This is a genomic window from Chelatococcus sp. KU-N122 (assembly GCF_055391085.1).
This window is the reverse complement of the sequence record NZ_AP043981.1, coordinates 1,708,909-1,729,852: the sequence shown is the minus strand read 5'-3', so window position 1 is coordinate 1,729,852 and position 20,944 is coordinate 1,708,909. Positions and strand designations below refer to the sequence as shown.

General features: G+C 70.2%; 20 protein-coding genes. 16 read left to right on the top strand and 4 right to left on the bottom strand.

Annotated elements, in window-relative coordinates; genetic code table 11:
• Nucleotides 1-42: 42 nt before the first annotated feature.
• Entirely contained in the window at nucleotides 43-1,203 is a 1,161-nt protein-coding gene (locus ACZ5PO_RS07660) for a glycosyltransferase (protein WP_464191918.1), read from the bottom strand.
• Nucleotides 1,204-1,435: 232 nt separating this feature from the next.
• On the opposite strand from ACZ5PO_RS07660, the gene ACZ5PO_RS07655 reads away from it, so the two are divergent.
• The 9 genes from ACZ5PO_RS07655 to ACZ5PO_RS07615 all read left to right on the top strand — a co-directional run bounded on the left by ACZ5PO_RS07655 (nucleotide 1,436) and on the right by ACZ5PO_RS07615 (nucleotide 11,195).
• Entirely contained in the window at nucleotides 1,436-3,127 is a 1,692-nt protein-coding gene (locus tag ACZ5PO_RS07655; RefSeq protein WP_464191916.1) for a glycosyltransferase family 2 protein, read from the top strand.
• 141 nt (nucleotides 3,128-3,268) lie between these two features.
• Entirely contained in the window at nucleotides 3,269-3,550 is a 282-nt protein-coding gene (locus tag ACZ5PO_RS07650) for an acyl carrier protein (RefSeq protein ID WP_464191914.1), read from the top strand.
• 98 nt (nucleotides 3,551-3,648) lie between these two features.
• Nucleotides 3,649-4,113 carry a 3-hydroxyacyl-ACP dehydratase FabZ family protein gene (locus ACZ5PO_RS07645; protein WP_464191912.1) on the top strand — a complete coding sequence of 155 codons (465 nt, stop codon included), beginning with the start codon at nucleotides 3,649-3,651 and terminating at the stop codon, nucleotides 4,111-4,113.
• Complete coding sequence (locus ACZ5PO_RS07640) at nucleotides 4,110-5,252, top strand: beta-ketoacyl-ACP synthase (RefSeq protein WP_464191910.1); 1,143 nt, start codon at nucleotides 4,110-4,112, stop codon at nucleotides 5,250-5,252. Before ACZ5PO_RS07645 ends, ACZ5PO_RS07640 begins: the two co-directional genes overlap by 4 nt.
• A 97-nt stretch (nucleotides 5,253-5,349) precedes the next feature.
• A complete protein-coding gene (locus tag ACZ5PO_RS07635) occupies nucleotides 5,350-6,633 on the top strand; it encodes a beta-ketoacyl-ACP synthase (RefSeq protein WP_464191908.1) in 1,284 nt (427 codons plus the stop codon).
• A gap of 89 nt (nucleotides 6,634-6,722) precedes the next feature.
• Complete coding sequence (locus tag ACZ5PO_RS07630; RefSeq protein WP_464191906.1) at nucleotides 6,723-7,472, top strand: SDR family oxidoreductase; 750 nt, start codon at nucleotides 6,723-6,725, stop codon at nucleotides 7,470-7,472.
• 160 nt (nucleotides 7,473-7,632) lie between these two features.
• Nucleotides 7,633-8,913 carry a DUF2865 domain-containing protein gene (locus tag ACZ5PO_RS07625; RefSeq protein WP_464191903.1) on the top strand — a complete coding sequence of 427 codons (1,281 nt, stop codon included), beginning with the start codon at nucleotides 7,633-7,635 and terminating at the stop codon, nucleotides 8,911-8,913.
• A 111-nt stretch (nucleotides 8,914-9,024) separates the two neighbouring features.
• Nucleotides 9,025-10,047 (top strand): zinc-binding dehydrogenase, encoded by a 1,023-nt coding sequence (locus ACZ5PO_RS07620; RefSeq protein ID WP_464191901.1) that lies wholly within the window; start codon nucleotides 9,025-9,027, stop codon nucleotides 10,045-10,047.
• A gap of 77 nt (nucleotides 10,048-10,124) precedes the next feature.
• The gene (locus ACZ5PO_RS07615) at nucleotides 10,125-11,195 is read left to right on the top strand and encodes a MaoC family dehydratase (protein WP_464191899.1); all 1,071 of its coding nucleotides are present in this window, start codon (nucleotides 10,125-10,127) and stop codon (nucleotides 11,193-11,195) included.
• A 260-nt stretch (nucleotides 11,196-11,455) separates the two neighbouring features.
• Here ACZ5PO_RS07615 and ACZ5PO_RS07610 read toward each other — a convergent pair whose 3' ends face one another.
• Both ACZ5PO_RS07610 and ACZ5PO_RS07605 read right to left on the bottom strand, forming a co-directional pair.
• Nucleotides 11,456-12,241 carry an enoyl-CoA hydratase/isomerase family protein gene (locus ACZ5PO_RS07610; RefSeq protein ID WP_464191897.1) on the bottom strand — a complete coding sequence of 262 codons (786 nt, stop codon included), beginning with the start codon at nucleotides 12,239-12,241 and terminating at the stop codon, nucleotides 11,456-11,458.
• Nucleotides 12,241-13,185, bottom strand: a complete 945-nt coding sequence (locus tag ACZ5PO_RS07605) for a LysR substrate-binding domain-containing protein (protein WP_464191895.1) — start codon at nucleotides 13,183-13,185, stop codon at nucleotides 12,241-12,243. Before ACZ5PO_RS07605 ends, ACZ5PO_RS07610 begins: the two co-directional genes overlap by 1 nt.
• A gap of 424 nt (nucleotides 13,186-13,609) precedes the next feature.
• Between ACZ5PO_RS07605 and sdhC the strand changes: the two genes are divergently transcribed.
• The 5 genes from sdhC (at nucleotide 13,610) to ACZ5PO_RS07580 (ending at nucleotide 18,052) form a co-directional block, all read left to right on the top strand.
• Nucleotides 13,610-14,029, top strand: a complete 420-nt coding sequence (gene sdhC, locus ACZ5PO_RS07600; RefSeq protein ID WP_464191893.1) for a succinate dehydrogenase, cytochrome b556 subunit — start codon at nucleotides 13,610-13,612, stop codon at nucleotides 14,027-14,029.
• Between the two features lie 11 nt (nucleotides 14,030-14,040).
• Nucleotides 14,041-14,442 (top strand): succinate dehydrogenase, hydrophobic membrane anchor protein, encoded by a 402-nt coding sequence (gene sdhD / locus ACZ5PO_RS07595; RefSeq protein ID WP_464191891.1) that lies wholly within the window; start codon nucleotides 14,041-14,043, stop codon nucleotides 14,440-14,442.
• 10 nt (nucleotides 14,443-14,452) lie between these two features.
• Nucleotides 14,453-16,291, top strand: coding sequence for a succinate dehydrogenase flavoprotein subunit (gene sdhA / locus ACZ5PO_RS07590; RefSeq protein WP_464191889.1), 1,839 nt, complete (start codon nucleotides 14,453-14,455; stop codon nucleotides 16,289-16,291).
• 87 nt (nucleotides 16,292-16,378) lie between these two features.
• Nucleotides 16,379-17,164, top strand: coding sequence for a succinate dehydrogenase iron-sulfur subunit (locus tag ACZ5PO_RS07585; protein WP_464191886.1), 786 nt, complete (start codon nucleotides 16,379-16,381; stop codon nucleotides 17,162-17,164).
• Between the two features lie 222 nt (nucleotides 17,165-17,386).
• Nucleotides 17,387-18,052: an AprI/Inh family metalloprotease inhibitor gene (locus ACZ5PO_RS07580; protein WP_464191884.1), complete on the top strand. Its 666-nt coding sequence runs from the start codon at nucleotides 17,387-17,389 to the stop codon at nucleotides 18,050-18,052.
• A gap of 75 nt (nucleotides 18,053-18,127) precedes the next feature.
• Here the strand turns inward: ACZ5PO_RS07580 and ACZ5PO_RS07575 are convergent, their stop codons facing one another.
• Entirely contained in the window at nucleotides 18,128-18,730 is a 603-nt protein-coding gene (locus ACZ5PO_RS07575; protein ID WP_464191881.1) for an N-acetyltransferase family protein, read from the bottom strand.
• Between the two features lie 187 nt (nucleotides 18,731-18,917).
• On the opposite strand from ACZ5PO_RS07575, the gene zapE reads away from it, so the two are divergent.
• Nucleotides 18,918-20,141, top strand: coding sequence for a cell division protein ZapE (gene zapE / locus ACZ5PO_RS07570; protein ID WP_464191879.1), 1,224 nt, complete (start codon nucleotides 18,918-18,920; stop codon nucleotides 20,139-20,141).
• A 182-nt stretch (nucleotides 20,142-20,323) separates the two neighbouring features.
• Complete coding sequence (locus tag ACZ5PO_RS07565) at nucleotides 20,324-20,941, top strand: TetR/AcrR family transcriptional regulator (protein ID WP_464191877.1); 618 nt, start codon at nucleotides 20,324-20,326, stop codon at nucleotides 20,939-20,941.
• The last annotated feature ends 3 nt before the right edge of the window (nucleotides 20,942-20,944 follow it).

Sequence of the window (20,944 nt, the reverse complement as noted above, 5' to 3'; positions counted from 1 at the left end):
TCGGCGTGCGCCGCCCCTTCGAATCCGGAGCGGAGACACGCTCTAGGGGGCATGGACGCTTGCGGCAACGCGGCTCAGGGCATCGGCGGCGAAGGCCACGTCGGGCTCGGCCCAGCGCGCGCCCGGGACGCGGTCGTAAAGATGCTGGCCGTCGACGACGCCGACCAGCGTTGACGGCACCGGAATGAACAGCCGGTGGTCGCCGATGGCATCGCCCAGGCTCCAGCGCGTGCCGATGACGGGAAGCCCCATGCTCAGCGCTTCCGCCAGATTGAGGCCGAAGCCTTCGCTCCGGTGCAGGCTGAGATAGACGTCGCACGCCAGATACGCGTCCTCGATCGAGCTCTCCTCGCGCCCGATGGCGACGATGCGGATGCGGCCGTCGCCGTCCGCCGCCGCCTCCATGCGGCGCATCCCCTCGGGAAAGGCCGCGTGGTCGAGGCAGCGGATCAGATGGACCGCGTTCGTCTCCGGCGCCGGGAAGGCGCGGCGGAACGCCTGGATCGCCGCCACCGGATTCTTGCGGGCGAGCGTCGATTTCATCGAGAACGACGTCAGGACGAGGAAGGCGTCCGGGTCGACGCCGAGCTGTGCCCGGGCCGCGAGCCGCGCTGGCATCGTGCGCTGGGCCATCGGGTCGAGGTCGACGGCATAGGGCCGCACCCGCAGGCGACTGCGCAGGTCCGGGAAGGTGGTGGTGATCGCCTCGGCGACGAAGGGGGAGGGCGCCCACACCTGGTCGCAGCACTGAACCGCCTCGCGCCAGTTCTGCGGCACCCGGTCCAGCTCCCACAGGAAGACGCCGAACAGCGGCACCTGGAAGAGCTCCGGCGCGAGCCGCGTCCTCAGCTGCGAGAACTCCGGCGGATTGAGATGGATGATGATGAGGTCGTAGCTTCCGGGCCGCAGCTCCGCCAGGGCCTGGACGTCGGCCCGCACCTGGTTGCGGGGCAGGCTCAGCTCCTCCGCCACGTCGACGCGGGCGACCAGCGCCCCCTCCGCCGTGAGCTGGCGCGCCAGCAGCTCGGCACCCTGGCCGAGCCCCATGCGGTTCGAAAAGATGCCGAGCAGCGCGACGCGCAGACCCAGCAGATCATCCGGCCCGCCCGGCGGCCGGGCCACTGCGGCCAACCGCCGCCGGAGCGTCCGCTCGGCCAAGGGCCGCAAACCCTGGCCGACCAGGTCGCGCATCCACGGCGGCAAGTGACTCCCGAGACCTGTCCCTAGCAATACACCTCTCCGGCGCCGCCCCGTGGCCCGCTCTACAGGCACTGCGCCGGCTTTCCAAGACCGAGGCATCACCGATATGGCCAAGACATCACCGATATGGCTTTGACGGCGACGTCGATCCGTGGCTGCTATCGGCCCATGCGTGCGTCCAGATCTGTCGCGAGCGCCCCCGGACGGCACCCGATACGATGGCAGGCCCCGGCCGATGAGCGATAAGCGGCCGGCGCCGGCATGGCCCGCGCATCTCGCCCATCAGCTGCGGCGGTTTCGGGGCATCGTCCATGAGCTGCGGGCCCGCGGCCTGCGCCGCGCCGTGCGGCGGCTGGCGCGCGCCGCCCGCCCGCCGCAGGCGCTCGACTACGGCGCGTGGATCGAGCGCTTCGACAGCATCGGCCCGCGCGAGGCCGCCGCCGTCCGCCGCATGGTGGCCGGCCTTCATCCGGCACCCGTCATCACGGTGATCGTCTACGGCGAGGCCGACGCAGCCGCATCGGCAGCCGGCCTGGCCAGCCTCACGGCCCAACTGTACGGCGCCTGGTCGGCGATCGTCGTCGCGCCTCCACCCCCGGCGCCGCCGGGCGATGGACCGGACAGCCGTATCAGCTTCACGCCAGCCGGGACGCCGCCCGCCATCGGCGGCGACGCCGTCGCCTTCGTCGCGGCCGGGGACCGCCTGGCGCCGCACGCGCTCGCGGCCGTCGCCGCGGCCATCGTCCGGCACGCCGGATCGGAGCTGTTCTACTCCGACGAGGACCTGATCGACGACGACGGCCGCCGCCGCGCCCCGTACTTCAAGCCGGACTGGAACCCGGAGCTGGCGCGACATCAGGATTACCTGAGCCGCCTGGGCGTCGTTGCCGCCGGCCGGCTCGACCGGTTGCCGGGCTCGGCCACTGAGGTCGAGGCGCTCGTCGGCCGGGTCGCCGCGACCACGACCGCCCCCGTCGTCCACCTGCCGTACGTGCTCTACCACCGGCGTGCGGCTTCGGCCGGCGCCCCGGCGGCAAGGCCCGTTGCCGCCCCTCCCGATCCGGCTCGCTGGCCCCGGGTTACGGCCATCATTCCCACCCGCGATCACGCCGATCTCCTGGCGACGTGCGTGTCCGGCCTGCTCGACGCCACCGACTACCCGGATCTGGAGATCGTCGTCGCCGACAACGGCAGCATCGAGCCGGACACCGCCGCCCTGTTCGCCCGGCTCGGCCGGCGCGGCGTTGCCGTGATCGATGCCGCCGGGCCGTTCAACTACGCCCGCATCAACAACACCGCCGCGGCGTACGCCACCGGCGAGATCCTGCTGTTCCTCAACAACGACATCTCGGTGGTCGAGCCCGGCTGGCTGAAGGCCATGGTCGCCTATGCGTGCCGGCCCGGGGTCGGCGCCGTGGGGGCCAAGCTGCTCTATCCGGACGGCACGCTGCAGCACGGCGGCGTCGTGCTCGGGCTGCTGGGCGTCGCCGGCCACGTCCACGTCGGCGCGGCGGGCGATGCGCCGGGCCACGGCGGCCGGCTGCTCGTGCCCCAGGACGTCTCGTGCGTGACCGCCGCCTGCATGGCGATGCCGCGCGCGGTGTTCGCGGCGGTCGGCGGCTTCGACGCGGCGCATCTGGGCGTCGCCTTCAACGACGTCGACCTCTGCCTGCGCGTGCGCGCCGCCGGCTACCGGATCATCTGGACGCCCACGGCCGTGCTCGTGCACCACGAATCGAAAAGCCGGGGCAGTGACCGCAGCGGCGCCAAGCTGATCCGCTTCCAGAATGAAATGCATTACATGTACCGGCGCTGGGGCGAGGCGCTCGACCACGACCCCTGCTGGAACCCCAACCTGTCGCTCGATGCCACCACGCCCCGCCTCGCCGTGCCGCCGCGGACGCCGAGGCCGTGGCAGGGCCGCTGACGCGACGGCAGGCGCTTGCTGCCATTGGACAAGGGGGGGCGGTGCTGTATAGGAGCCCCTTTCATCGTGGCGCCGAGCCGCCTGCCAATCACCTCAGCCCTCGTCCGCGGCCGGGGATCGCTACCAGAACAGGAGCACGCGATGGCGTCTACGTTCGAGACCGTCGCCAATATCATTTCGGAAACGTGCGACATCCCGCGCGAGCAGATCACCCCGGAAAGCCACGCCATCGAGGACCTGGGCGTCGATTCCCTGGCCTTTCTCGACATCGCCTTCGCGATCGACAAAGCCTTCGGCATCAAGCTGCCGCTGGAGCAGTGGACGCAGGAGGTGAACGAGGGCAAGGTTCCCGCCGAGGAATACTTCGTGCTCAAGAACCTGTGCGCGCGGATCGATCAACTCGTCGCCGCCAAGAAGGCTTGAGCTCAGGCTTGAGCGCAGGCCTGAATGAAGGCGTGAGCCGAGCGGGCTCGTGGCCTCTTGGTCGCGGGCGACTGCACCTGAAGGCGCCGTAGGTCCCGATGCGTCTGGAATACTTTCAAATGATCGACCGCGTCGCGTCGTTCGATTCGGCGGCGCAGACGCTTTCGGCCATCTCCACCGTTCCCGACGCCAGCCCCATCTTCGAAGGCCACTTCCCGGGCCATCCGCTGATGCCCGGGGTGCTGCTGACCGAGACCATGGCGCAGGCGTCCGGCTACCTGGTGCTCGGCCTGCTGAAATTCTCGCACATGCCGTTCCTGGCCGGTGTCGAGAAGGCGAAGTTCCGCAGCTTCGTCGGCCCCGGCGCGGGGCTCGCCATCGAGGCGCAGCTCGTCCACCTCGGCTCGGGCTACGCCGTGACCAAGGCCAAGATCCGGAGTGACGGCAAGGCCGTCTGCGACGCCGAGCTGATGTTCCGCCTGATGCCTTTTCCCAATGACATGGCCACGGTGATGCGCGGGCAGGCGCAGGCGATCGGCCTGGTGCTGGAGCTGCCTGAATGAGCAAGCACGAGGTGTGGATCACGGGCATCGGGCTCGCCTCGTCGCTCGGCGAGGGCACGCAGGCCCACGTCGCCGCGCTCGGCGGCGTCACGCCCCATGTGGACGGGACGCGGTTCGCGCCATACCGGGTCCATCCGGCGGCGCCGCTGGCCTGGGACCAGCAGATCCCGAAGAAGGCCGATCAGCGCCAGATGGAGGCGTGGCAGAAGCTCGGCGTCTACGCCGCCGGCCTGGCTTTGGCCGATGCCGGCCTCAAGGACGACAAGGAGCGCCTCGGCCGCATGGAGCTGGTGGTGGCAGCCGGCGGCGGCGAGCGCGACTACGCCGTCGACGGCCAGATCCTGACGGAGCTGCCCAAGGCCAACGATCCCGGTGCGTTCCTGAACGAACGGCTGATGAACGACCTGCGGCCGACGCTGTTCCTGGCGCAGCTGTCCAATCTGCTGGCCGGCAACATCTCGATCGTCCACGGCGTCACCGGCGGCACGCGCACCTTCATGGGCGAGGAGCAGGCCGGCGTCGATGCGGTCCGCATCGCCGCCGCCCGCATCGCCGCCGGCCAGGGCGACAGCTTCCTCGTCGGCGGTGCCTACAACGCCGAGCGGCCGGACATCCTGCTCATCTACGAGATGGGTGGCTTCCTGTGGGCGCACGACTTCGCGTCGGTGTGGGACCGGCCGGGCCACGGGGGCGGCTTCATCCCCGGCAGCGGCGCCGCCTTTCTCGTGCTGGAAGCGGCCGAGACGGCCAGAGCGCGCGGCGCCCGGCCGCTGGCGCGGCTCGACGCTGTCGTGGCCGATCTCACCCGCCGTGCCCCGGGCTCCGTCGATCAGTCGCTCGCCAGCCTGTGGGCCCAGGTGGAACCGGGCGTCCAGCGCAGCAAGGGCGCTATTCTGTCCGGCGCCACCGGCGTGGTCGGCGTCACCGAGGAGGAGCGCGGCTCGCTCGCCCGGCTCGCCCAGGGGGTGCGCGTCTATGCCACCGGCGACCTCATGGGCCATATGCTCGAGGCTCAGTTTCCCGCCGGCCTGGCGGTGGCCGCCGCCGCCGTCGCCGCCGGCAGCTTCGAGGAGGCGGTGGTGACGAGCGTGGGGCACATGCGTGGCGAGGGCCTGGCGCGCGTCACGCGCATCGCTTGATCGAAGGCCGCGCACCGCCCATCTGCGGCGGCGACAATCGCGAACTGATCCGCTTGGCGACGGAGCCGTCCGGCCTCGCGACGCATTGGAGGGGACCATGACGACACCCCATCGGGACCGCTCGGGCCGGCCGTTGGTGGCCGTGACCGGGCTCGGCATCGTCACCTCGCTCGGCGAGGGCAGGGACGACAATTGGGCGGCGCTGACCGGCGGGCGCTCCGGCATCCACCGCATCGATCGCTTCGCCACCGACAATCTGAGGACGACGATCGCCGGAACGGTCGATTTCGTCGGCGTCGAGCCCCTCTGCGCGCCGGCGCTGTCGCAGGAGCTGGCCGTGCGGGCCGCCGCCGAAGCCATCGGCCAGGCGGCCATCGGCCAGACCGGCGATTTCCCGGGGGCGCTCTTCATCGCCGTGCCGCCGGTGGAGATGGAATGGCCGCAACGCCTGGCCCTGGCGCAGGCGTCGGGGGCCGCGGGCGACGTGACCTACGCGGATCTGATCGAGGCGGCCAGGAGCGGCCGCTTCAAGGCGTGGCACCCGCTGTTCCTGTTCGGCAGCGTGGCTGACCACGTCGCCGAGCGTTTCGGCACCAAGGGCTCGCCGGTGTCGCTGTCGACCGCGTGCTCGTCCGGCGCGACCGCCATCCAGCTCGGCGTCGAGGCCATTCGCCGCGGCGAGGTCGAGGCGGCGCTCTGCATCGGCACCGACGGCTCGGTCAACCCGGAATCCCTGATCCGGTTCTCGCTGCTGTCGGCGCTGTCCACCCAGAACGATCCGCCCGGCGCAGCCTCCAAGCCGTTCTCCAAGAACCGTGACGGCTTTGTCATGGGCGAAGGGGCGGCCGCCCTGGTGCTCGAGGACTACGACCACGCGCTGGCCCGCGGCGCCAAGGTCATCGGCTTCGTCCTCGGCTGCGGCGAGAAGGGCGACAGCTTCCATCGCACGCGCTCGAGCCCGGACGGTGCGCCGGTCATCGCGGCGATCCGCGCGGCGATCGACGATGCCGGGCTGGCGCCCGACGCTATCGATTATGTGAACGCCCACGGCACGGCGACGCCCGAGAACGACAAGATGGAGTCGCTCGGCCTGATGGCGGTGCTGGGCGAGCGCATGAGCGGCGTCCCGATCTCGTCGAACAAGTCGATGATCGGCCACACGCTGACCGCGGCCGGCGCGATCGAGGCGGTCGCCTCGCTCCTGACCATCCAGACCGGGCGGCTGCCGCCGACGATCAATTTTCAGGTACCGGATCCGGCCATCGCGCTCGACGTCGTGCCCAATGTGGCGCGCGATGCGAGCGTGACGCGGGTGCTGTCGAACTCCTTCGGGTTCGGCGGGCAGAACACCTGCCTGGTGTTCGGGGCCGAGCCGGCCTGAGGCATCTGCCAGGCCGATGGACGGTGGGGGTGGCCGGGTCGAAGCCCGGCCATGCCCCGCCATGACGACCCTCACAACGGGGAGCAGCTATGACCCGACGGGTACTGGTGACCGGCGGCGGCAAGGGCCTTGGCGCCGCCATCGTGCGCGTCCTCGCCGCTGCGGGCTTCGATGTGGATTTCACCTACCGCGCCTCGGCGCAGGAGGCGGAGGCGCTCGTCGCCGAGCTCCGCGACACCGCTCCCGGCCGCTCGGTGACGGCCCTGCCGCTCGATCTGGCCGATGCCGCCGCGGTCGACGGGTTCTGCGCGGCGCACGAGGACGCGGGCTACTACGGCCTCGTCCACAATGCCGGCCAGTCCTACGACAGCCTGGTCGCCACCATGGCCCGCGACAAGGCGGAGGCGGCCATGCAGGTGAACTTTTGGTCGCTGACGGCGTTGGTCAAGGCGCTCGTGCGCGGCATGATCCGGCAGCGAGCCGGCCGCATCGTGGCCATCGGCTCGGTGACCTCGTTCCAGGCCAACCCGGGCAACGCCGCTTATGCCGCGTCCAAGGGCGCGCTCACCGCGTATCTCAGGACGCTTGCCCTGGAGACGGCCAAGCGGGGCGTGACGGTCAACACGGTGGCGCCCGGCTTCATCGATACCGACATGATGGCGCGCTACGCGGACCATCGGGCCGGGCTCGAGAAACAGATCCCCGTGGGCCGCTTCGCCCGGCCCGAGGAGATCGCCGTGGTGGTGAATTTCCTGATGAGCGACGCGGCCAGCTACGTCACCGGCGCGGCGATTCCCGTCGACGGTGGGCTGATGGCGCAGATCAGCGCGCACCGCTGACTCCCCGCTCCGATAGGACGATTGCTTTGCAACACGGGTATGCGCGATTAGAACGCTTGCTGAAACATGCTTGACATGGAACGAGGTCTATCCTTTGAACGATAGACCTAGCCTGCGGCAGGGCCGTCTGGCACCCGGATCGGATCACATGCGGCCGAAGATGTCAGTACAACCGCACAGCGTGCCCGCGTTCGCGGCCACGCCGTCCGGCTGCGCGCGCGCCTATGCGGCGCCCGCACGTCATGCGCCTGCAGTGCGTTTTCGCGGTCTGGCTGCCGTTGCTGCCGCCTGTCTGCTCGGGCTTGTGTCGGCGACACCCGGCCAGGCCGCCGACAACGCCGGCATTTATGAGTTCCTCTCGAGCAGCGGCGGCGGCGCTCGCCCGACGGCCCGGCCGCAAGCGCAGCCGCGCGGCGCGGCGCCGTCCCGCGAGGTCCGCGCCTACGCGCGTCCGTACGTCGCGTCCGCACCGTACGAGCAGCAGCCGTCGTTTGCGCCGACCCAGAACGTGATCCGGGTGCAGGCGCGCAAGCGGCCGTCGATCCGCAAGGCGACGCGGAACCAGGGGCCGGCGACGGCAGGGCGGTCCTCGGGGCCCCAGTCGGGCCGGGTGTTCAGCAATCCCGCCAACATGGCCGACGGCGGCGCGTTTGCCCCGGTCAGCCGCGGCAAGGTCTGCGTCCGGCTGTGCGACGGCTTCCAGTATCCGGCCGAGAACGTCGGCGGCAGCGACGAGGTCAACGAGAAGCTGTGCCAGGCGCGCTGCCCGGACGCCGAGGTCCGGGTGTTCAGCGTGCGCGACTCCGGGGACCTCAACGCCGCCGTCGACCGCGACAAGCGCGCCTACCGCGAGCTGGTGACGGCTTTCTCCTACCAGAAGGAGCGGCCGGCCGCGTGCAGCTGCCGCAACCCCTCCAAGCTGGGCCGGACGCTGTCGCCGCTCGAGGATCCGACATTGCGCAGCGGCGACACGGTCGTCACCGATGACGGCGCCAAGGTGTTCAAGGGATCCCCGGGCCTCGTGCACCGCGAGCGCGAATTCACCGACGCGACCAAGGCCGGCTACCTCTCGGCGTCGCAGAGGGCCGCGCTCGGCATCGCGCCGCTCAAGCAGTTCGTGTCCAAGACCAAACGCAAGGATGCGCGCATCCTGGCGAACGAGGAGTACGGGCCGCTGTTGCCGGGGACGGTCGTGCCCAAGCCCGCCACCGCCCAGGACGCCGGATCGGCCAGCGACCCGCGGGTCATCCTGGCATCGCCGTTCGCCGACGCGAGCGCCTTCGGCCGGCCGGAGGAAGCACCGACCCCGGTCGTCGATCCGGCTGCCGACACCGGCCCGGCTCCGGCCGCCGGCGAGCGCAAGGCCGGCGCGGTCGGCGATCAGGTCGGCGCCGTCGGGGGGGCGGCCGTGTCCGCGGGGACGACCACCGTCGCCCGCTGATCGACGCCATCGCCGGGCGGGCGCTCTTGTGCTGCCCGGTGCGCGCCTCTAGATCGCGTGCATGAGGTGGATCGGCATCGATCCGACCGCGCCGCGATCCAGGAAGCTTTTATGCGTGCGTTGCAGCTCTTCGGCGATCGCGATCTGCGATTGACCGATATCGATCCCCCGTCGGCGCCGGCGGCGGGCGAGGTCCAGATCCGCACCCGGGCCATCGCGCTCAACTATCTCGACGTCTGGGGCTTTCGCGGCATGGCTTTCGCGCGGCGCAAGATGCCGCAGATCGCCGGCGTCGAAGCGTCGGGCGAGGTCGTCGGCCTCGGCGACGGCACCAGCCGCTTCAAGGTCGGCGACAAGGTGGTGATGTACGGTGCCGAGACCTGCGGCACCTGCAAGGCCTGCCGCGAGGGGCGCGACAATCTGTGCGAGAACGTGGCCGGTATCCTCGGCTTTCACGTGGACGGCTTCGCCCGCGAGCTGATCAACCGCCCTGAACGGCTGGTGGTCCGGGTGCCGGACGACGTGAGCTTCGACGATGCCGCCTGCGCGCCGATCGGTTTCGGCACCGTGCAGCACATGCTGTTCGACAATGCGAAGCTGGAGCCGGGCGAGAGCATCCTGGTGCACGCCGGCGGCTCCGGCATCGGCACGGCGGCGATCAAGATGGCCAAGGCCATCGGCTGCACCGTCTACACCACGGTGGGCGACGACGAGAAGGGCGCCAAGGCCAAGGCGCTCGGTGCCGACGTCGTGATCAACTACCGCACCGAGCGCTTCGAGGGCGAGGTGCGCAAGCTGACCAAGCGCAAGGGCGTCGACGTGGTCTTCGAGCACGTGGGCGTCGACACTTGGAACGGCAGCCTGCTCTGCCTCAAGCGCGGCGGCCGCCTGGTCACCTGCGGCTCGACCTCCGGCATCTCCACGACGATGAACCTGATGCAGCTGTTCCAGCAGCAGTACCGCATCTTCGGCTCGTTCGGCTGCTCGATGCGCAACATCCGCGAGTCGCTGGACAAGATGGCCGCCGGCATGACCCCGGTGATCGACACCGCCTACGAGCTTCCCGACTTCCAGAAGGGCCTGGAGCGGCTGGAGGGGCGGCAGGCCTTCGGCAAGATCGTCGTGCGGTTTTGAAGGATGGCCGGTCGGGCTTGACCCGGCCATCCATCCCCTCAACAAAGAGCCATCCCACCCACGGCAAAGAGATGGCGATGACCGCTACCAGCAAGTCCGGCGGCAAGACGGATGCCGGCCGCTTCTTCGAGCACTTCCGCATCGGCGAGACCATCCGGCATGCCACGCCGCGCACGGTGACCACCGGCGACGTGGCGCTCTATACTGCCCTCTACGGCCCGCGCGTGGCGGTGCAGTCGTCGGACGCCTTCGCCCAGGCGATCGGCTATCCCAGGAGCCCGATCGACGACCTGCTGGTCTTCCACGTGGTGTTCGGCAAGACCGTGCCGGACATCTCGCTCAACGCCGTCGCCAACCTGGGCTACGCCGAGGCGCGCTTCCTGAAGCCGGTCTATCCCGGCGACACGCTGTCCACCGTGTCGGAGGTCATTGGCCTCAAGGAGAACTCCAACCGCAAGACCGGCGTGGTCTACGTGCGCTCCACCGGCTCCAACCAGCATGGCGAGCCGGTGCTCCAGTACGTGCGCTGGGTCATGGTGCGCAAGGCGGACGAGGCGGCGGCGCCCACCGGCGAGCACGTGCCGCAGCTCGCCAAGGTGGTCGATCCGGGGAGCCTGGGCGCGGCCGTGCCGCCGCTCGATCCGGCCAAATGGGTGGACGATCTGGCCGGCAGCCCCTACCGCTTCGGCGATTACGCCGTGGGTGAGAAGATCGACCACGTCGACGGCATGACCGTCGAGGAGGCCGAGCACCAGATCGCCACCCGCCTCTACCAGAACACCGCCAAGGTCCACTTCGACGGCCATGCCGCCAAGGAGACGCGCTTCGGCAAACGGCTGATCTACGGTGGCGTCGTCATCTCGCTGGCGCGGGCGCTGTCGTTCAACGGGCTCGCCAACGCCTTCCACGTCGCCGCGATCAACGGCGGCCGTCACGTGGCGCCGCTGTTTGCCGGCGACACCGTCTACGCCTGGAGCGAGGTGCTCGAGACGGCCGAGATCCCGGGCCGCACCGACGTGGGGGCGCTGCGGCTGCGCACCATCGCGACCAAGAACAAGCCCTGCGGGGATCACCCGGACAAGCTGGGCGAGGAGGCCGACCCCGCCGTCATCCTCGACCTCGACTATTGGGTGCTGATGGCGCGGTAGGGCGGACCTAAGGTCTCGTTCTGAAAGCGCGAGGTTCGCCCCCAGCCCTTCCCACAAGGGGGCTATCGGACTCGCACGTCTGCGCCAGGCGGGTGAGGGGGCTGACGGAGGAGGCTCCCGGCGGTCACGCCACGCGGCCAAGCCCCCTCGCCCCTCCCTCTCCCCACAAGTGGGGCGAGGGTGCGCGGTGGCTTCGTCGGCGCTCAGTCGTCAGGACCAGGGCAGCGGTTCCGTATCGGACGCCCGCAGAACAAGCTCCATCACCTCCCCCGGAACACCGGGCGGCGCTTTTCGGCGAAGGCGGCGGCGCCCTCCTTGAGGTCGTCGCTGCGCAGGCTGGCGTGATGACGCGCGTCGGCGGCGTCCGCGTCCAGGTCGTCGCGCAGGATCTCGTTGATCGTGCGCTTGAGCCCCTCGACGGCGAGCGGCGCGTTCGCTGCCAGCTGGACGGCGAGGGCGGCGACGTCTTCATCCAGCCGCTCGGGCGGGACCAGGGCGTCGAGGAAGCCGATGCGCAGCATCTCCTCGCCGTCGATCCGCCCGGCCGTCAGGAACAGCTTCTTGGCCGCCGCCGGGCCGAGCCGGCTGACGTAACGCACCACGCCGCTGCGATAGTAGTGCAGCCCGAGCCGGGCGGCGGGCATGACCATCTCCATGCCGGCCATGCCGATGCGAAAATCACAGGCCAGCGCCAGGTCGGTGGAACCGCCGTAGACGCTGCCGTTGAGCCGGCAGACCGTCGGCACCCGCAGGTTCTCCAGGCGGTCGACCATGGCGGCGAAATCCGGCCGGCCGGCCTCGGGGCTCGCGTCCGGGCCGGCGGTCCGGCGCCCCAGGTCGCCCAGGTCGTAGCCGGCCGAGAAGGCCCGCCCCGTGCCGGTGAGCACCAGCACGCGCACGGCCCGGTCCGCGTCGACGCGGTCGAAGTGGGCGGCGAGGATATCGATGTCCTCGCGCTGGATGCGATTGAGATGCTTCGGCCGGTTGAGCCGGATGGTCGCGCATGCGGCCTCGATCGTCAGCAGCGGCGGGCTCGCCTCGTCCATCACGCTCTCCCATGCGGCGTGGCGCCCGCGGTCCCGGTCGAGCGCAGGTGCTCGACGAGTTGGCGGGCGTAGGGCAGCAGCCCGTCGAGGCTGCGGATCGTAATCGTGAGGTCGCGCTCGGCCCAGGCGTCGCTGAGCGGCACGATGGTGATGGCCATGGTCTTGGCGGCACGCTCGGCCGAGGTCTCCGGCACGATGCCGACGCCCACGCCACACTCCACCAGCCGGCACACGCCGTCGAAGCTGCGCAGCTGCACCCGCAGCCGGATCGGGCGGCCGATGCGGCTCGCCTTGCCGGCCAGGAAGCGTTGCAGCGCGCTGGCGCGGTCGAGGCCGATGAAGTCGTGGTCCAGCACCTCGGCGAACGAGATGGGCGCCGCCTCGCCGGAGCGGGCGTCGACCGGACGGGCCGCCAGCGGGTGGCTCGCCGCCACTACCAGCACGAAACGGTCGCGGCGGAACGGGAACGTCTCCAAGGCGCCCGGGTCGACGGTGCCGGCAACGATGCCGATCTCGGCGACGCCTTCGGCGATCAGGCCGACGATCTCGTCCGACAGCCGCTCCTCCAGGTCGATCGACACGTGCGGATGGGCCGCCAGGAACGACGACAGGGCTTCGGGCAGGAACTCGGTCAAGGCGTTGGTGTTGGACAGGATGCGGATCTGGCCCGCCAGGCCGCCGGCAAACGAGCTCATGTCGTCACGCAGCAGCTCGGCCTGGGCGAGAATGGTGCGGGCGTGCTGCAGCAGCGTGCGGCCCGCCTGGGTCACCGTCACGCCCTGGCGGCTGCGCACCAGGAGCGCCGCGCCGAGCGCCTCCTCCATGTGCCTGATGCGGGTCGAAGCCGCCGCCAGCGCCAAATGGCTGCGCTCGGCGCCGTGGGTGATCGAGCCGGCCTCGACCACGTTGCGGAACAGGGAGAGATCGGTGAAATCGAAGCGCATCTCTTTTCCTTCGCGTACGGCGAAGGCAGCCTACGCGAAAAGCCAATTGCTCACGGCTGCGCAAAGATTACCTTCATTCTAAATCGCATGAAAGCTGTTTCAATGGTGCCGACTTGCCCGCACGCTTCCTTGCCGCCGCGGCCGCCCGTGCGGGGGCAGGGGCGGGCGGCAGGTGTCGGCGGCATCGGCTCGGTGCATTGTCGTTTCGTATCCGGCGAAGTAAGCACGGATTCGGCGGGACCTGGCGCGGCGTCCGACGCCATTGCGGGCCGCGCCGACTTTGGATAGGAACCGTTCCAATCTAGCGCGGGCTCGGCATGCCTGACGAGCCCCGGGACGCTCGCGGTGGCGGCAATGGACGCTGCGCGCGGGCCGGCCCAGATCACGATTGCCTGCTTTGCCGGCAGCGGAGTGGAGAGCAAGGATGTCGGATGTTCGGGCCAAGGCGCCTGGCGTAGGGGTCGAGCAGGCCCGGCCGCTGTCGCCGCACCTGCAGATCTACCGGTGGACGTGGACCATGGCCATGTCCATCTTGCACCGCGCCACGGGGGTCGCGCTGTATGTCGGCACGCTGCTGGTGGTGTGGTGGCTGGTCGCCCTCGCCGCCGGGCCCGGCCCCTATGCCGCCGTGCAGTGGGTCATGACCTCGTTCCTCGGCCGGCTGGTGCTCTTCGGCTACACCTGGGCGCTGTTCAACCACATGCTCGGCGGCATCCGCCATTTCGTGTGGGATCTCGGCTACGGCTTCGAGCGCGAGGCCCGCATGAACCTCGCTCGTTTCTCCCTGTTCGGCTCGCTCACCCTGACGGTCGTCTTCTGGGTGGTCGCGCTGGCGCTGGCCTGAGGAGTTCCGCCATGGCCGAACAAGCGAAGACACTGCGCACGACGCTGTCCAGGATCCAGGGCCTGGGCGCTGCCCACGCCGGCACCGACCACTTCTGGCGCCAGCGGCTGACGGCGGTCGCCAACCTGATCCTGATCCTCGCGTTCGTCGTCATCCTGCTCGCCGCCGGGGGGCGCGACTATGCCACGGCGGTCGCCGTCGTCTCGCACCCGCTCGCAGCCATCGTGCTGGCGCTGCTGGTGATCTCCGTCGCCATCCACATGCGCCTGGGCATGGCGGTGGTCATCGAGGACTACGTGCACGACGAGGGCCTGAAGCTCGTCGCCGTCATCCTCAACACCTTCTTCGCGGTGGCCGTGGCGGCAGCCGCGCTGTTCGCCGTTCTCAAGCTCGGTCTCGGCCGCGTCGTCTAAGGAGGATCGCATGGCATCCAACGGATCCACCAACGGCGCAGCCGGCCCGGCCGTGAACGGGCGCGCCTATCCGATCACCGACCACACCTTCGACGTGGTGATCGTCGGCGGCGGCGGCGCCGGCCTGCGCGCCACCGTCGGCTGCTCGCAGGCGGGCCTGCGCACCGCCTGCATCACCAAGGTGTTCCCGACGCGCTCGCACACCGTGGCGGCCCAGGGCGGCGTCGCCGCCTCGCTCGGCAACATGGGCGAGGACAACTGGCGCTGGCACATGTACGACACCGTCAAGGGGTCGGACTGGCTGGGCGACCAGGACGCCATCGAATACCTCGTCCGCAACGCGCCGGCCGCGGTGTACGAGCTGGAGCACTGGGGCGTGCCGTTCTCGCGCACCCAGGACGGCAAGATCTACCAGCGCCCGTTCGGCGGCATGACCACCGACTACGGCCGCGGCCCGCCGGCCCAGCGCACCTGCGCCGCCGCCGACCGCACCGGCCACGCCATGCTGCACACGCTCTACGGCGAGGCGCTGCGCAACTCGACGGAATTCTTCATCGAGTATTTCGCCATCGACCTGATCATGGAGGACGGCCGCTGCCGCGGCGTCGTCGCCATCAAGCTCGATGACGGCACCATCCATCGCTTCCGCTCGCACCTCACCGTGCTGGCCACCGGCGGCTACGGCCGCGCCTACTTCTCGGCCACGTCCGCCCACACCTGCACCGGCGACGGCGGCGGCATGGTGCTGCGCGCCGGCCTGCCGTTGCAGGACATGGAGTTCGTGCAGTTCCACCCCACCGGCATCTATGGCGCCGGCTGCCTGATCACCGAAGGCGCGCGCGGCGAGGGGGGCTACCTCACCAATTCGGAAGGCGAGCGCTTCATGGAGCGCTATGCCCCCTCGGCCAAGGACCTGGCGTCGCGCGACGTCGTCTCCCGCTCGATGACGGTGGAGATCCGCGAGGGCCGCGGCGTCGGCAAGGGCAAGGACCACATCTTCCTGCACCTCGATCACCTGGATCCGAAGATCCTGGCCGAGCGCCTGCCCGGCATTTCCGAGAGCGCCAAGATCTTCGCCGGCGTCGACGTCACCAAGGAGCCGATCCCGGTGCTGCCGACGGTGCACTACAACATGGGCGGCATCCCCACGAACTATCACGGCGAGGTGCTGACCAAGGTCGGCGGTGATCCCGACGCGGTGGTGCCGGGGCTGATGGCGCTGGGCGAAGCCGCCTGCGTCTCGGTGCACGGCGCCAACCGCCTGGGCTCCAACTCGCTGATCGACCTCGTGGTGTTCGGCCGCGCCGCCGGCCTGCGCGCCGCCGAGATCGTCACCCCCGGCGAGAAGCACGCCGAGCTGCCGGCCAATTCGGCCGAGCTGGCGCTGTCGCGGCTCGACCGCTTCCGCTACGCCAGCGGCAGCATCCCGACGGCCGACCTGCGCCTCGACATGCAGAAGACCATGCAGACCAACTGCGCCGTCTTCCGCACCGGCGAGGTGCTGGAGGAGGGCAAGAAGCTCATCCACGAGGTCTGGGGCCGGGCCAAGGACGTGCGCGTCACCGACCGCTCGCTCGTGTGGAACTCCGATCTCATCGAGACCTTGGAGTTCGACAATCTGATCGTTCAGGCGGTCGTGACCATGGACTCGGCGGTGAACCGCACCGAGTCGCGCGGCGCCCACGCCCGCGAGGACTATCCGGACCGCAACGACAAGGACTGGATGAAGCACACGCTGACCTGGGTCGATGATCTGGCCAAGAGCGTCACCATCGATTACCGGCCGGTCCACACCTACACGATGACCAACGAGGTCCAGTACATCGAGCCCAAGGCCCGCGTGTACTGAGCTGGGCGCCGGCGCGGCCGGCACGACCAGCGGCTGGAACGCATCGAACGGCGTCTCGACGGCGTCGAGGCATAAGAAAGTCTGACCATGGCCGAATTTACCCTGCCCAAGAACTCGCGGATGACCGAGGGCAAGACGTGGCCGAAGCCCGCGTCGGCCAAGCGGATCACCACCTTCCGGATCTACCGGTGGAACCCGGACGACGGCAAGAACCCGTCGATCGACACCTATTATGTCGACCGCGACGACTGCGGGCCGATGGTGCTCGACGCGCTGCTATGGATCAAGAACAAGGTCGACCCCACCTTGACCTTGCGCCGCTCCTGCCGCGAGGGCATCTGCGGCTCCTGCTCGATGAACATCAACGGCGCCAACACGCTCGCCTGCACCATGGGCATCGACGAGTGCAGCGACGGCAAGCTGGTCAAGATCTACCCGCTGCCGCACATGCCCGTGGTCAAGGACCTGGTGCCGGACCTCACCACCTTCTACGCCCAGCACGCGTCCATCGAGCCCTACCTCAAGACGGTGACGCCCTCGCCGGAGAAGGAATGGCGCCAGTCGCCGGAGGACCGGCAGAAGCTCGACGGGCTCTACGAGTGCATCCTGTGCGCCTGCTGCACCACCTCCTGCCCGAGCTACTGGTGGAACGGCGACCGCTACCTCGGCCCGGCCGCGCTGCTGCAGGCCTACCGCTGGCTCATCGACAGCCGCGACGAGGACACCGGCGAGCGGCTCGATCGGCTGGAGGATCCGTTCCGGCTCTACCGCTGCCACACCATCATGAACTGCGCCAACGTCTGCCCGAAGCACCTCAATCCGGCCAAGGCCATCGCCGAGATCAAGAAGATGATGGTGACCCGGCACCTGTGAGGGCAGCGGCAAAACTCGATTTACCATTCCGACGTAAGGTCCGCGGCGTGGCAGCGCGGCTTCCGGGACACACCTCGTGTGAAACGGTGGCTGGTGCCTCGAAAGCAACGGGCTTGTGCGTTAGAGCTTGATGCCGGACGCAAGCCCGCGGTTCCCGGATCGGGGGCGTCGGATGGCGGCGGCCATGCCGACGCGCCCAACAGCAGCGGTGTCGGATATACGATGATGCAGGTCGCCGTCGAACATGCCACCCAGGCGTCTGCAACGCCTGTCGGCTTCCGGGCCGGCCGCAGGTCGCGGGCCGCCTGGGCGATCCTGCCCGTCGCGCTCGCCGTCGCCGGTTGCCAGTCGAGCCGCTTCGATCCCGGTCCATCCGTCTATACCAGCCCGCAGCGCCGGGTCGCGTCGGCCCCGCCCCTCGAGCCGGAGGTGACGCCGGCCCCCGCGCCGACGCCGCGGGTGGAGGCGAGCCCGCTGCCGCCGGCACCGGGCACGTCCGTGGCGCCCGGCAGCCCCGGCGGCGTCGCCGTCGTCGAGCCGGGCCAGCCGTCGGTTGCCGCGCTCGGCACGCCGGCAACCGCCACGCCGGCGCCCGCCCCTGCTGCGCCGGCGCCGACCCGCTCCGGCGCCGTCGGGCGGTGGACGGCGAAGGAGGCGGCCGGCTCATGCGCCGTGACGCTGTCGTCGACGCCGGCGCTCGATCTCTACAAGGCCAACACGGCCGGATGCGCCAACAAGGACTTGCAGAGCGTCAACGCCTGGGAGCTGCGCGACGGCGAGGTCTACCTCTATGCCCGCGGCGGCGTGGTGGCGCGCCTGCGCGACTCCGGCGGCCAGTTCAACGGCGTCATCGCCAAGTCGGGCGCGCCGCTGACGCTCAGCAAGTAAGGCTGGCCAAGTAAGGCTGACATAGCGCGCTGCCGTCATGGCCGGGCTTGACCCGGCCACGACGTCGCGAGCGCTTTAAGCCACCGGGCGCGGCTCGTCGCGGCTGCCGGGGCGCCAGATGCGCCGCTGCAGGCTGATCGCCGCCTTGGTGAAGTCGATGGCGTCGTTGATGGCCTCGTTGTAGAGCGTGAACAGCGTCGGCGCCTCGGCATCGAGGTGCGCGATGGTTTCCCACCGGTCGAGCACGAGCTCGGCCTTGAACTTGCGGGCCAGCGCCTGCATGGCCCGGTTGTGGGCGAGGCAGTTCATGCGCAGGTGGCGCACGCCGTAGGCACGGGCGCAGCGGATCAGGTGCGCGAACAGCTCGCGACCGACGCCCTGGCGGCGGAAGCCGGGCTCGACGCTGAAGGCCGCTTCAGCCGTGGCCGCGTCGCCGGCATCGGTCGGATGCAGCTCGGCGGCGCCCCGCACCTCGCCCTCGACGATGTAGCCGAATACGATGGCGCCCTTGGCGAAGCAGCGCGCGGCGTAGCCGACGATGAACTCGTCGCTGACGCCGCCGATGAAGCGGTTGCGGCGGCTGTCCGCATCGAGGCGGAGCAGGTGGTCGCGAAAGAGCGGCAGGTCGGTCGCGAACAGCTTCCTGATCGCACCGGTTGCCGAAAGAGTCTGAGCCATTGCCGAATCCTTATTGTTTTTCCTGGCGGCGGCTCCCTAGACCGGCGGAATATTGTGCATTGCAGCATGGCTGGCAAGGGCCGCTGCGGCCGTCCCGTGCTCCAGCACACATGACGGGCGCCGCGTCGGCGCCGGCATCGACAGCGCGACGATTGTCGCAATGCGGCAAAGACGCTAAAGCGACGGCGTGACATCCCTGCCGTCAGCCTCCTCCCTCAGCTCGGCCCATCGCCGCGGTCCGGTCCAGGCCCGCTACGACGGCCTCGTCGCCAACGGCGCCATTGAGCGCGACGACGCCCAGGAACTGCTGGTGGAGCGGCTGGACGAGCTCGCCGCGGAGCTCGCGGTGCCGCGGCCGACCGCCCGCTCGGGTGTCCTCGGCCGCCTGTTCGGCGGCACGCCCAAGTCCGCCGCCGCGCCGGGCGCCAAAGGGCTCTACGTCTGGGGCTCGGTGGGCCGCGGCAAGACCATGCTGATGGACCTCTTCTACGACGAGATCACCGTCGAGACGAAGCGGCGCGCCCATTTCAATGCGTTCATGGCCGACGCGCACGAGCGCATCTTCCAGTTCAGGCAGGCCGTGAAGCGCGGCGAGCGCAAGGACTCCGACCCGATCCCGTTCGTCGCCGCCGCGCTGGCGGCGGAGGCGACGGTGCTCTGCTTCGACGAGTTCACCGTGACCGACATCGCCGACGCGATGATCCTCGGCCGGCTGTTCAAGGTGCTGTTCGAGAAGGGCGTGACGGTGGTCGCCACCTCCAACGTCGAGCCCGACAAGCTCTACGAGAACGGCCTCAACCGGGCGCTGTTCCTGCCCTTCATCGCCCTGATCGAGGCGCACATGGAGGTGTTCCGCCTCGATTCGCGCACCGATTTCCGGCTGGAGAAGCTGGGCGGCTCGCCGGTCTACCACGTGCCGGCCGGGCCTGCGGCGCATGCCGCGCTGGGGCAGATGTTCCAGCGGCTGTCCGGCCTGACGCGGGGGCGGCCGCGCACCCTCGTCGTCAAGGGCCATGCCGTCGAGGTGCCCGAGGCAGGCTCGGGCGTCGCCCGCTTCGCCTTCGCCGACCTCTGCGGCAAGCCCTACGGCGCCAGCGACTACATGGCGATCGCCCAGAACTTCCACACGGTGATCCTGGAGGACATCCCGGTCCTCGACGTCGACCGCCGCAACGAGGCCAAGCGGCTGATCACCCTGATCGACGTGCTCTACGACAGCCACGTCAAGCTCCTGGCCTCGGCGGCGGCGGAGCCGCCGGGCCTCTACGTCGGCACGAGCGGCCGCGAGGCCTTCGAGTTCGAGCGCACCGCGTCGCGCCTGATCGAGATGCGCTCGGATGCCTATCTCGGCACGCCGCACGGCAAGGGCCACCAGCCCGGCGACGACACCGCCGGCGTGGTCGAGACCTGATGCGCGGGCGCCGGCGGGCTCCCTCGCCCCGCTTGCGGGGAGAGGGTCGGGGTGAGGGGGGGCTGCCGCGTGGCGTGATCGGCCTCGAGCCCTCTCCTGCATCGCCCCCTCACCCGGATCGCGCTGCGCGCGCTCCGACCTCTCCCCGCAAACGGGGCGAGGTACGCGGCGGAGACTGACCGGTGCGCGCCGCCCAGCCCATCCGCAGCAGCCGGGCGCCGCGCAGCCGGCTGATCGCCATTGCCGCCGACCATGTCCACCGCGTCGGCGCCAAGCGGGTGCGGCTGGTCGCCGTGGCGGAAGACGCCGGCATGACGCACGCCAACGTCTACCGCTACTTCGCCTCCAAGGACGACCTGCTCGACGCCGTGGTGGGCGCGGCGCTCAGCCCGATCGAGGCGCTGCTGGCCGACATTGCGGGGGCGCCGGATCCCGCCGACGACAAGCTGGAGCGCATGATCCTGGCGCTCGCCCGCGGCTACCGCGACGTGCTGGAGCGCGAGCCGGAGCTGTTCTCGCTGTTCGCCACCGCCGTCGAAGAGAACCGCCCGGTGGCGCGCCGGCACCTGGGACGGGCGCGGCGGCTGTTTGCCGAAGTGCTCGACGACGGCATCGGCACGCAGGTCTTCGACCTGGAGGACCGCGAGGCCGGCCTGTCGCTGCTCATCGATGCGCTGCACCGCTTCACCCATCCGATGTCGATCCGGCTCGACGCGCACCGGGTGCGCAGCAGCCTCGACGGCCGGCTGCAGGCGACGATGGCGATCGTCCTGCGGGCGCTCAAGTCGCGCGGCGTCTGACGT

Bases quoted from the DNA above. Each gene is read 5' to 3' on its own strand.
- sdhD (WP_464191891.1), top strand. From the start codon at position 14,041: ATGGCCGAACAAGCGAAGACACTGCGCACGACGCTGTCCAGGATCCAG.
- sdhA (WP_464191889.1), top strand. From the start codon at position 14,453: ATGGCATCCAACGGATCCACCAACGGCGCAGCCGGCCCGGCCGTGAAC.
- ACZ5PO_RS07645 (WP_464191912.1), top strand. From the start codon at position 3,649: ATGCGTCTGGAATACTTTCAAATGATCGACCGCGTCGCGTCGTTCGAT.
- sdhC (WP_464191893.1), top strand. From the start codon at position 13,610: ATGTCGGATGTTCGGGCCAAGGCGCCTGGCGTAGGGGTCGAGCAGGCC.
- ACZ5PO_RS07610 (WP_464191897.1), bottom strand. From the start codon at position 12,241: ATGGACGAGGCGAGCCCGCCGCTGCTGACGATCGAGGCCGCATGCGCG.
- ACZ5PO_RS07635 (WP_464191908.1), top strand. From the start codon at position 5,350: ATGACGACACCCCATCGGGACCGCTCGGGCCGGCCGTTGGTGGCCGTG.
- ACZ5PO_RS07640 (WP_464191910.1), top strand. From the start codon at position 4,110: ATGAGCAAGCACGAGGTGTGGATCACGGGCATCGGGCTCGCCTCGTCG.
- ACZ5PO_RS07615 (WP_464191899.1), top strand. From the start codon at position 10,125: ATGACCGCTACCAGCAAGTCCGGCGGCAAGACGGATGCCGGCCGCTTC.
- ACZ5PO_RS07575 (WP_464191881.1), bottom strand. From the start codon at position 18,730: ATGGCTCAGACTCTTTCGGCAACCGGTGCGATCAGGAAGCTGTTCGCG.
- ACZ5PO_RS07630 (WP_464191906.1), top strand. From the start codon at position 6,723: ATGACCCGACGGGTACTGGTGACCGGCGGCGGCAAGGGCCTTGGCGCC.
- ACZ5PO_RS07620 (WP_464191901.1), top strand. From the start codon at position 9,025: ATGCGTGCGTTGCAGCTCTTCGGCGATCGCGATCTGCGATTGACCGAT.
- ACZ5PO_RS07650 (WP_464191914.1), top strand. From the start codon at position 3,269: ATGGCGTCTACGTTCGAGACCGTCGCCAATATCATTTCGGAAACGTGC.
- ACZ5PO_RS07625 (WP_464191903.1), top strand. From the start codon at position 7,633: ATGTCAGTACAACCGCACAGCGTGCCCGCGTTCGCGGCCACGCCGTCC.
- ACZ5PO_RS07655 (WP_464191916.1), top strand. From the start codon at position 1,436: ATGAGCGATAAGCGGCCGGCGCCGGCATGGCCCGCGCATCTCGCCCAT.
- ACZ5PO_RS07585 (WP_464191886.1), top strand. From the start codon at position 16,379: ATGGCCGAATTTACCCTGCCCAAGAACTCGCGGATGACCGAGGGCAAG.
- ACZ5PO_RS07605 (WP_464191895.1), bottom strand. From the start codon at position 13,185: ATGCGCTTCGATTTCACCGATCTCTCCCTGTTCCGCAACGTGGTCGAG.
- ACZ5PO_RS07580 (WP_464191884.1), top strand. From the start codon at position 17,387: ATGATGCAGGTCGCCGTCGAACATGCCACCCAGGCGTCTGCAACGCCT.